General features: G+C 41.2%; 6 protein-coding genes. 2 read left to right on the top strand and 4 right to left on the bottom strand.

Translation table 11 applies throughout. The features are described from left to right. Positions 1–556 precede the first annotated feature (556 nt). Genes QWY93_RS08880 through QWY93_RS08895 form a run of 4 tightly spaced genes read right to left on the bottom strand, consistent with a single transcriptional unit; the run spans position 557 to position 8,023 of the window. Positions 557–2,044 (bottom strand): arylsulfatase, encoded by a 1,488-nt coding sequence (locus QWY93_RS08880; protein ID WP_353959630.1) that lies wholly within the window; start codon positions 2,042–2,044, stop codon positions 557–559. Continuing rightward, complete coding sequence (locus QWY93_RS08885; protein WP_290247847.1) at positions 2,041–3,330, bottom strand: TolB family protein; 1,290 nt, start codon at positions 3,328–3,330, stop codon at positions 2,041–2,043. Before QWY93_RS08885 ends, QWY93_RS08880 begins: the two co-directional genes overlap by 4 nt. A 6-nt stretch (positions 3,331–3,336) precedes the next feature. Continuing rightward, positions 3,337–4,911, bottom strand: coding sequence for a RagB/SusD family nutrient uptake outer membrane protein (locus tag QWY93_RS08890; protein WP_290247848.1), 1,575 nt, complete (start codon positions 4,909–4,911; stop codon positions 3,337–3,339). A 34-nt stretch (positions 4,912–4,945) separates the two neighbouring features. Beyond that, entirely contained in the window at positions 4,946–8,023 is a 3,078-nt protein-coding gene (locus QWY93_RS08895; RefSeq protein WP_290247849.1) for a SusC/RagA family TonB-linked outer membrane protein, read from the bottom strand. Between the two features lie 582 nt (positions 8,024–8,605). Here QWY93_RS08895 and QWY93_RS08900 point away from each other — a divergent pair. Together QWY93_RS08900 and rhaM are read left to right on the top strand one after the other, a co-directional pair. After that, positions 8,606–11,455, top strand: coding sequence for a glycoside hydrolase family 2 TIM barrel-domain containing protein (locus tag QWY93_RS08900; protein ID WP_290247850.1), 2,850 nt, complete (start codon positions 8,606–8,608; stop codon positions 11,453–11,455). Positions 11,456–11,458: 3 nt separating this feature from the next. Further along, complete coding sequence (gene rhaM / locus QWY93_RS08905; protein ID WP_290247852.1) at positions 11,459–11,773, top strand: L-rhamnose mutarotase; 315 nt, start codon at positions 11,459–11,461, stop codon at positions 11,771–11,773. The last annotated feature ends 14 nt before the right edge of the window (positions 11,774–11,787 follow it).

Below are 11,787 nucleotides of genomic sequence, written 5' to 3' on the forward strand. Positions count from 1 at the left end.
TTTGTGTTGTTTTTGGGCCAACTAACTGCCCACCTGCTTATTCCCACTCCGCCTAACACATAATTATTGTTTGGGGTGGGTACCAATAGCTGCTTTTAATTCAATTAGGAATTGATGAACCGGATTTTTTTATAGAAATGAATAACTACGGGAGGGGATCCCAGCTTATAAATGGTTGGAATGGCTAGATTTTTTTGGGTAACACGAACTTCTCTTCCCCTTTTGATATTTCTTGGCTTATTTTATTAAGCTTATACATGGTCCTCTAAAAAGAGGGTTTCATGTCCCATAAATTGACCATAATTCCTTCTTAATTTAGCCAAAAAAGAGATTTTTTGCCAGTTTTATCTCTTAATATTCAGATTGTTATGGGTTTATTTTGTAGGCTGTTCATTAATTGAAAAATTTGATACTAAAAAATATTGCCAGTAAAAAAAGGCCGTAGATAATGAAAACAATCATTATCTACGGCCTGGTAAGGATGTTTCTTTCCCTCTTATTTTTTTCTAAAAGAAAGTGGGTACGTTATTTTTTTGTTAAATGGAAATTGGAGGGTTTATTCATTCTTCTGTTCATCTAAATAACCCAATTTAAATTCCTGATTTGTTTGATGGGCTTCCTTAAAAACATTCTGGATTTTTTGGACCATATCTGGGTGCTCTGAAGCAATATTGTTGGTTTCCCCAGGGTCAGCTTCCAAATCAAACAGTTCAATGGTGCGATTACCTTCACGAATGCCCGTTCTTACACCTTTCCATTTTCCAATCCTTGCGGCTTGTTTCCCTGCCTCTCCATGGTATTCCCAATAGAGATAATCATGTTCTTTTTGTTCGGCGGAATTCCCTGTTAATTCGGGCAGAAATGAAACCCCATCCCATTTAGTCTTTTTTTCAAAGCCAGCTATCTCTGCAAAAGTGGGCAAGAAATCCCAAAAAGCACTGACATGGTCACTGGTTGAATTTTCAGCTATTTTTCCCTTCCAGCTGACAATAAGGGGTACCCGGATCCCGCCTTCATAAAGATCCCTTTTGATGCCCCGGAAAGGGCCGTTTCCATTAAAAAATTCAGGGTCTCCTCCTCCTTCATGATGTGGACCATTATCTGAAGTGAAGATGATAATGGTATTTTCCTCCATGCCCAATTCCTTTACTTTTTCCATGATTTCACCTACCTGATTATCTAAAACTTTTATCATGGCAGCAAAAGCAGCATGAGGCTTATCCTGGGAAGCCAAGGCACCTTTTCTAAAGGCAGGACCGCTGTCTACTCCTTCATATGGTTTACCTTCTTCAAGGTTTTCTTCAAATTGGGACATCTCCTCCTCAGGAGCAATCAACTCAGCATGAGGCAATGCTGTTGGAACAAATAAGAAAAAGGGGTTTTCTTGATTGTCCTCTATAAATTTTAGAGTTTGCTCCTGAATCAAATCAGGGGAATAGGCCCCAAATTGGCCATCTGAATTTTCAGGTAAATCTACCTTTGTTTGATTATTCCACAGGTGAAAAGGATAGTAATTATGGGCCAGGGACTGGCATACAAAACCGGAAAATTGATCAAATCCCTGATTATTTGGTTCCCCTTCGGTACCAGGACCACCCAGGCCCCATTTTCCAAATGCCCCTGTGACATAACCGTTTTCTTGGAGGATTTCGGGCATTGTTTTCACAGAATCTGCCAAAGGCCATTGTCCTTCCCTTTCCCTTTGTCCATAGGGAGCAGGATCCAGGCTTTTATTGTCTCTGATTGGAACATGGCCAGTGTGGAACCCGGTCAAAAGACTTGCACGGGAAGGTGCGCAAACACTGGTGCCAGCATAATGACTGGTGAACTTCATTCCTGAGGCAGCAAGTTGGTCAATATGGGGTGTTTCAAATTTTTCTTGCCCATAACAACTCAAATCACCATATCCCAAATCATCTGCTAAGATAAATATGATATTAGGTGGTTTTATCTCTTGAGATTGGCTATCCTTTTTGTCCGGTTGACAGGAAGCGAAAACTAATGTAAGGGCAAAGCAAACAAGATTAAGATTTTTATTCATCATTTATATTTTTTTGCGGGTTGTAAGGGGACAAGCATGATATCACTTTCAGTCAATAGGCTGGAATTAAACAATACCCACCTTCCATCAGGACTTATAGAATGATGAGAATGGGCCTCCCCGGAAAAGGGACTTTTGCTGGTCAGACGATGTCCGGTGGTCAGCAACCTAACATCAGTTTTGTCATTATAATTGATGCGGTAAATATTGCCGTTAAAGGTATCCCCAACAATCCATTTCAGGTCCCGGGTACCAGCTGTATGCCAATAACCCCCCCAATCCTGTTGCCCATGGAAATTTAGTTCGTTGGTTCTGATATTTAAAGAAAATATCCCGTTTGGATTTTGTTGAAGCCTGTCAATATGGCCCATCACATTAAATCCTATATGGTCAGGGCCTAAAAAGACCTCATGGGTCACCCATTCAGTATCTGATTCCTTGTAGAGGGCCCGGTTATTTACCTCTCCATTTTCACCTATACTAAGGTGCCAAATCCGCTGAGGAGCATCTCCTCCAGTTTCCCAGCAATACATCATCTCGCCAGGAACAAAGGGGTTGGCCTGCAAATGTCCAATTCTAAAAGGTACTTCTATGACGGTATCCAAACCACCAGAATCCAAATCCACCTGCATAATGGAGGACTGGCCATTTTCAACCCTCGTAGAAAAATATAGACGATCTTCTCCTGCATCCAAGGCCATACCATTGGGGTCAATATCTTCTGAGAGTGAAATAACTATCCTTTCGTAATTTTCTTTTTTCTTGACATTTCCATTTTCACTGTCTTCCAGCAATTTACCGAGGTTCAATTCAACCAAGTCATTGTTCCTGAAATGATAGGCCAGGTTTTCTTTCCAGCCCAAATGAAAATGACTACCATCTTCTCCATCCGCAATTTGGATGATCTCATAACTTTCCATAGAAATGGCATAGGCCAAACTTTTTTCTGACCGGTCGGACCGGAAAACTATATGCCCTCCATCCGGTGTCCACTGGGGATGGGTTTGGTAAATTTTGGAGTTATGATGCCTGGAAGTTGTCAGTGCAATGACTTCCACCCCCGTCACCTCATCCCTAAAGGTAAAATGCTCTGAAGGAAAACGCTGGCCAAAAGCATTGTCTCCCTCCATGTCAAATGTTTTATCTACCTGAGATCTTGTAGAATAATCTACTCCATTAATGATCTGGGCCTGAGCATGGGAAAGGGCTGTAAAACCAAAAACAAGGCCGCTCAAAAGCAGCCTTGTTTTTAAGTGTTTTTTCCGTTTTAACAATTTTTCGGACTTCATATTTTTTTATTGATAACCTTCATTTTGTGACAGGTTAGGATTAGCATCAATGGCCGTGCTGGGTATGGGATAAAGTGTCCTGTAATCTTCAGAAGCCTCTTTAAACTCCCAGGGATCGTTAAATTGTCCAAAGCGGATTAAATCCCTTCTCCGGCAAAGCTCAAATGCCAATTCCCTGCCTCTTTCGTCCAAAATATCTTGGAGCGTTACTGTACTCAACAAACTGGCATTGCTGCGGTCTCTCACTAGATTGACAAGGTCAGTGGCTTCTCCAAAATTTCCCATTCTAGCAAGACCTTCTGCTTTGATCAGCAATACATCAGCGTATCTGAAAAAAGCAATATCATTACCGGCATTTCCGCCATTGGTATTGGGATCCAATCCCCACTTGATCCATTTTGTACCAGCATTCATGGGCTGGTTTCTAATGCCTGTGGCAGGAATAATCTCATAAGGAACTGGCCCTTCTGAAGAGACACCAGGCTTGTATAATTGGCTGTTGTTATCAGGGACAATCCTTTCTACCATGACAGTTTCGCCATTACGGGGATCTTTCAAAACTCCTGGGGTCAGGTACATATTAAAACGATCATCCTGTTCTTCATAGAGATCCACCACAGATGGCCGCGTTCCGAATCCATTCTGCGGGGTATAAGGCAAACCAAATAGACCCCCGCTAATTCCAGGCAGTACTTTTTGTACCAAAGGATGCCCTATTCCTCCAGGTATATTTGGGGTATAAACTCCTCCAAATATATACTCGGAATTATTCTCATTATCATGCTTAAAATTATCAAAATAATTGGGCAATAATTCATATGCACCGGATTGGATCACCTTGTCTGCATATTCCACTGCTTTATCATATTGGGCCGTGCCTGTAAATACTTCTGCATTAAGATAAAGGTGAGCCATCAAGGTGTAGGCAGCTTCTTTGGTAAAACGGCCATAGTACTCAGCTCCAACTTCTGTCTGGGAAGGTAGGTCTACCAGGGCTTCTTCCAGTTCTTTTTCGATAAAGTCAAATACTTCGACCCGGGTGTTTTGGGTAGGAAGGTTCAACGGATCCACCTTTGGAGCAGTGAAAATCGGGACATTTCCAAAAAGGTCTATCAAATAGAAATAAGCAAAAGCCCTTAAAGCTTTTAATTCCGCCCTTGGACCTTCAATGTTTTCAAGGCCAGAAGCATCCAATGAGGCAATTAAAGCATTGGCCTGTCCTACAGTGCCAAACATGGTGTTCCATGTGCCGGAAATATAGGAATGGCTAGCGTCCCATTCATGTTCCATCAATTGCTCAAAACTGCTATTGGCCCACCAACCTTGAATCTTTCCATGAACAACCACCTGGTCGGCTGATAATTCCAAAGTCCTGTATTCAACACCCATTCCGGTGATTTGGGCAAAATTCCGGTAGACTCCAGACAAAGAGGAAAGAACTTCCTTTTCGTTGGAATAGAAATTTTCTGGTGTATATATGGAATAAACTTCCTCATCTAGCGAACATCCACCCAAAAATCCCATAACCACTATTAAGGCCAAGGTCAATTTGCGTGAAAATTTAAGTATCATCTTTTTCATTTTAATTCAATTTTTTGTGGAAAATTAACTGGGCTTATTTGAAAGAGATGCTGCCTCCCAACATAAACACCCGTGGCCTTGGATAAGACAGGTAATCGATACCAATCGCCGCAGGTCCACCTGCATTGGTATTGGTTCTTACCTCTGGATCGAACCCTGAATAACCAGTCAAGACAAACAGGTTTTGTCCTGTCACATAAATCCTGGCCTTGCCAAGAAAGTCAAGACTGGACACATCAAAGTTGTATCCGATATTCATGTTATCTAGTCTCAAGAAGCTACCATCCTCCAACCATCTAGAGGAAAATTGAGCGGTCTGGTCACGGCTAACATCTGAATCTAAGGCTGACCTCAGAATATTTATCCCTGGGAATGAGTTGGTATAGGAAAATTCTGCTCCGGTATTGTTCAAAACCTCATTACCTACCACTCCTCTCAAACTAACGGAAGCATCAAAATTTTTCCATTTCCATTGGTGGCTCATTCCAAAATTCAAATCGGGTTGGGCATTGCCAATTACCACCAAATCAGCTCCATCTACCCCATCTTCATCCAGATAGGTCTCCATACCATTTTCATCAAAGCCGGTAAACTTTCTTCCATAAAAGGTTCCTAAGGATAAACCTGGTTTGATGATTTGGGAGAAATCCTTTGGGGTAATCACCCCTGAAAGTGGAGCAGTCCTGATTTCATCCCGAGAAAATTGATCATTGGAAAGGGATACCACCTCATTTTTATTGTGGGAAACATTGAAACTCATGTCCCAGGTGACGGGCCTATCCACAATTAGGCCTGCATTTAATGCAAATTCTATCCCTTTATTTTCCACTTTACCCACATTAGCCCATTGGGTATTGACTACAGAGGGAGCTGCGGTTGAAAATTGCAACAACAAGTTGTTAGTGTATTTCTCATAATAATCAATGGTACCCGTTAAGCGACCGTCCAAAAAGCCAAAATCAAGTCCCACATTCAACTGGTTTGTTTGCTCCCACTGTAAATCAGGGTTTGCATAGTTGGTAGGTAAAACACTTGGAATGGCCTCTCCTCCTAATACGTAGACTGAAGAGCCAGCAATAGACAATTGCTGCCTATAAAGGTCATTGGGGATTTCCTGATTACCCGTTACACCATATCCCAATCTTAATTTTAAGTTATCTATGGTGTTTGACTTGAAAAACTCCTCTTCATTAATATTCCAGGCAAAAGCTCCGGAAGGAAAAAGTCCCCAACGGTTGTTTTCCCCAAATCTACTGGAGCCATCATTCCTTAGGGTAAAAGTAAACATGTAGCGATCCTTTAACCTAAAGTTGGCCCGCCCAAAAACCGAAGCCAATCGATTGGCAGATTTATAAGAGGTATTGGCAAGAATGTTCCCAGATTGGATCAGGTTCCACTTTACCGAACTGGACACAAAGTTATTGGCATCTGTAAAAGTATATTGGGTCACAAAACGTTGGAAAGAGTAACCACCCAGGATATTTAAATTGGTATTGGGAGACAGATTTTTATTGTAGGTCAAGGTAGCTTCCATTATGGAACTGAAATTTCTCAGTTTATTGATGGAAGCCCTTCCTCCTTCTGATTCTCCGGAAGGGTGGGTGGCGGGCATGTTGGTATAGCGCTCTACGTTTTCATCGGTATGCCCCAAATTGACCTTAAAAGTAAGGTCATTCATGATATCGAATGCAATATCCACATTGCCTAAAAATAAATTGGTATTCCTTTCATCATCTACTTCAACCCAGGAAACCGGGTTGATACGTAATTGACCAAGCTGGTAGAAAGATCCATCTGAATTTCTAACAGGCAAGGTTGGTGCCCATCGAATGGCGTCCTTTAGGATATTTCCACCTTCATTATTGATATTGGAAGAAATTGGGGTATTGTCTTCATTGGTCTTTCCATAAGTCATATTGATTCCCAATCTAAGCTTTCCTTCCATAGCTTTATGGGTTCCATTGAACCTACCAGTGTATTTTTTTAGGCCAGATGACCTCAATATTCCTTCCTGGCTGGTATGACCAAAGGAAGCCCGGTAACTACTGGATACATTTCCCCCACCAAAGCCAACATTATGGTTATGGGTTAGGCCGGTCCTGAATACTTCATCCTGCCAAAAAGTATTTGCACCTTCATCAGGATAAGGTATATCGATGGATTCAGCGTAGTTCCTATATTCATCAGCAGATAAAACCGGCAGGGTTTTCCTAATATTTGAAACCCCAACATAAGAATCATAGGTAACGGCCTCTCCCATACTTTTGCTTTTGGTGGTGATGATAATCACCCCATTAGCACCTCTGGAACCATAGATTGCCGTGGCCGAAGCATCCTTGAGAATATCGATAGATTCAATATCGGCAGGGTTAATCGAATTCAGGGGATTCGTTCCCTCTGAAGTAAAAGGGGAACTACCCTGCATCCCTGATACAAACTTATTGGCAGAACCAAATTGCATGGGAACTCCATCTATAACGTACAATGGATCATTACCTGCTGAAATGGAGTTTACCCCACGGATCCTAACCGTGGAAGGGGCCCCGGGCTGACCACTGTTTTGCACAATGTTTACCCCTGCTACTTTTCCCTGCATCAATTGCTCAGGGGCTACAGAGATTCCGGTATTAAATTCCTTGGAACTAACGGAGGAAACAGATCCGGTAATATCTTTTCTTCTCTGGGTGCCATAGCCCACCACAACTACTTCACCTAGCTGCTTGGTGTCCATTTGCATGGTAATATCAATGGTAGTCCTTTCTCCAACTGTAATTTCCTGTTTCTTAAAACCAATGGAGCTGAAGATCAATACCGCATTCTCATCAGGAACCTCCAGGGTGTATTTACCGTCAATATCGGTAACAGTTCCTTTGGAACTCCCTTTTACCAGAATACTTACTCCCGGCAAGGGCAAATTGTCTTCACTGGAAATCACGGTACCAGTAATAGTTTTTTCTAAGGTTTGGGATGAAGTGGATAATTCAATTCCACTTTTTAATTTGTGAGTCTCATCAAAAGCGAGCACTTGAGGGTGATCCAGGACACCTAAGGAAAGCGTTAATAATAAGCTCCCCTTAAACATCCCGGAAGGAAGTTTAAAATTTCTAAACATAGGGTTTGTTATTGGGATTTACTGTATGAATGGCAGGAGAGTCTTGGGCCTCCTACCAAATGATTTAATTACATTTAAGCTTTTTGAAAAAGCCACCTTTTCGCAACACTATAAAGAGTGTTTTTACATGGTTCATTTCTTGTTAAAGCGCTTTTTTTCGAAATGATAAGTCCCAATTTACCCCAATTACTAAATTTTATTATCCTGTACTGTTATGATCAAAATCATTTGAACATTAAATATTCAATCGATTGCAAAATATATTGTTATCCTTTTTTAGTTTTAAAATACCTTAATTTTATAATAAATAACTATTTTATGGTTTTTCCTTTTATTTTTTTACTTTAAATATGTTTATAGAAATGGGCAGAAATAGCCCAACTGTTATGTACTTACCTGTATGGCAAATAGAAATGTTTACCGGTTATTTTTTGATTTTAATTGAAAACCCCACCGATTTAAACTATAAATGAAAAAATACTAATAGGTCAAAAAAGAGGTCCTTCCCTATCAGACCATAACAGTTTTTAACTGATATTTTTTTTCCTTAGTTGATTAATTGTTTTAAAACAACCTAAACCCATGAAATTGAAATTACTGGAAAAAGCAAAACCTAAAGTCAATTTGACTCTTATTTTATCCTTTTTGACAGGGCTTTTGATGTTACCTCAAATGCTATCTGCCCAGCAAAAGGAAACCATGTATTTGAGTGGTACGGATAATGAAAATACCGTTATCTGGGATTTTTTCTGTACTGGCGGCAGAAAAAGTGGTTTTTGGACCAAAATTGAAGTTCCGTCCCATTGGGAACAACAAGGTTTTGGTACCTATAACTATGGCAGGGATTATGTAACCTACGGCAAGTCTTTTGAATTTGCTGATGAAAAAGGCATGTATAAACACAGCTTTGATGTACCAGCAGATTGGGATGGCAAAAAGGTAGAACTGGTTTTCGAAGGTTCCATGACCGATACCGAGGTAAAAGTAAACGGCCAATCGGCTGGAGAAATCCATCAAGGGGCCTTTTACAGGTTTAAATATGACATCACCGACTTGTTGAATCCTGGTGAGGAAAATTTACTGGAAGTTACCGTAAGCAAAATGTCCTCTGATCATTCTGTTAACAGGGCAGAGAGATATGCAGATTATTGGATCTTTGGCGGGATCTTCAGACCTGTTTACCTGCAGGCATTCCCTAAGGAGCACATTGCTCACACGGCCATAGCCGCTGAAGTTGACGGTTCTTTTAAAGCAGAAATCCATACAGAAGAAAGCCCAAGAAGGGGTCAGATCAAAGCGGAGATCACCGACCTGCAAGGAAATGTCATCAAAATATTAGATGCCAGGGTTAGCAGAGACGGCCTTACCACCATCCAGGGAAAGGTAGAAGGAATCAAAACCTGGACATCAGAAACCCCCAACCTATATGAACTTCACCTAAGCTTGAAAGATGGAGATGAAGTTTTGCATACCAGCAAGGAAAGATTTGGCTTTAGAACCATTGAAATCAGAAAAGGAGACGGCATTTATGTCAATGGCACCAAAATCAAATTAAAAGGTGTGAACAGACACTGCTTCTGGCCTGAAACAGGTAGGTCCCTGAACCCAACAATTGACCTCAATGATATCCTTTTGATCAAGGAAATGAATATGAATGCAGTGCGTACAGCCCACTACCCACCGGATCCTTCCTTCTTGGATCTTTGTGATTCCCTAGGACTTTATGTGATGGATGAATTGGGCGGTTGGCAAAATGCTTACGATACAGAACCTGGTGAAAAATTGGTGAAAGAAATGGTGATGAGGGATGTAAACCATCCTTCGATTATTTTCTGGAGCAATGGAAATGAGGGAGGAACCAATAAAGAATTGGATGATGACTTCTTAATGTACGACCCAAGCAACAGACCTGTATTGCATGCCCATCATAGACCAGGAAATGATTTCAATGGTGTCGATACCAATCATTATGAAAATTATGAAAGCCTTCTAAATTTACTAGATAGGGACAGCCTGATCTATATTCCTACCGAATTCCTGCATGGCCAGGATGATGGCGGTGCCGCTTCCGGTTTACATGATTATTGGGAAGCCATGTGGAATTCAAAATTGTCTGGTGGTGGGTTCCTTTGGGTCCTTTCTGATGAAGGGATTGTAAGAACAGATATTCACAATAAAATTGATGTCAATCGGCTTAATGCTCCTGATGGACTTGTTGGTCCTTTCAGGCAAAAAGAAGGAAGTGTATTTGCTATCAGGGAAATTTATTCCCCGGTGAAAATTCAATTGGATAAATTACCTGCTGATTTTGATGGAACTTTAGATTTAGAAAACAGATATCATTTCAACAACCTAAAAGAAGTTAAGTTTGAATGGAAATTGGTTGATTACCATCAGCCATCCCACCCACAAACAGGCAACAGGGTTCTGTCTTCCGGTGAATTCGAGGGTCCGGATGTAGCCCCTACCAAATCCGGTCATATTCAAATCCCTTTACCTCAAAACTGGCAGGAAAGTGAAGGATTGAGATTAACGGCAACTGATCCTCACGGGGATGAAATTTACACTTGGTCATGGCCTGTTGCTCCTGTAAAGGAACTAATGACCAAAATCGAGGATCAATCCCAGGGAAAAGAAGGACCTTATGGAGAAAAAGATGGAATGGTTTCCATCAGTGGGGGTGGGTTTACCCTTACCTTTGATAAAGAAACGGGAAAGCTAAGCAAAATCGAAAAACCTTCCGGGCCTGAGTTGTCATTCAATAATGGACCAACTTTTACCCAAGGTGACAGTCCGGTAAGCTCTGTGACCCATGAGGAGGTGAATGGTTCCCAAATGTTTAAAGTGAAATATGAAGGTGCATTGAAATATGCCAATTGGACTATTCAACCTAACGGTTGGGTTTCTCTAACTTATGAGTATGAATTGCCTGATGGAGAATATCCATATATGGGCATCAGTTTTGACTACCCCGAGGCCAACGTGATCAGTGCTAAATGGCTAGGAAATGGCCCATACAGAGTTTGGAAAAACAGACCTCAAGGTCAATTTGGGCTTCATCAAAACCTTTATAATGACACCCATACAGGAGCAGTTCCTTGGAATTATCCCGAATTTAAGGGATATTTTAGTGACATTGCCTGGATGGAAATCAATACCGCCCAAGGTAAGTTTTATGTTGTTTCCTCTGAGGACAATTTGTTTGTGAGGTTGTTTGACTTCTATGGTCTTTCCGGCCCAACATCCTATCCAAAACTGCCTACAGGTGATATTTCATTCCTGGATGGAATTCCTGGGCTTGGCAGTAAACTGGCCCTAGGAATAACTTCCAGGGCAGGTGTTTATGGTCCTCAAGGTGATGATAATAAAGTAGGTGGTCCAATAAAAAGAACTTTGTATTTTTACTTCGGTCTGTTACAGGAAACCCCTTAAATAATGAGCCAACAATTTGCTTTTCGAATGAAATTACTTCCTGGCTATGAGGAAGAATATGAAAAGAGACACCGGGAAATCTGGCCTGAGCTGGTCAAGCTGTTAAAAGACAGCGGAGTGCAGGATTACAGCATTTACCTGGATAAGGAAACCTCAACCCTTTTTGCCGTGCAAACGGTAAAAGGGGAGAGTTCCTCTCAGGATTTGGGAAATACAGAAATTGTCCAGAGATGGTGGGCTTATATGGCGGACATCATGGAAACTAATAAGGATAATTCCCCGGTAACCGTTCCCCTCAAGGAAGTATTTACACTTTGACTTTTAAACCAAAT

It is taken from the genome of Echinicola jeungdonensis, assembly GCF_030409905.1.
GTDB classification, from domain to species: Bacteria; Bacteroidota; Bacteroidia; order Cytophagales; family Cyclobacteriaceae; genus Echinicola; species Echinicola jeungdonensis.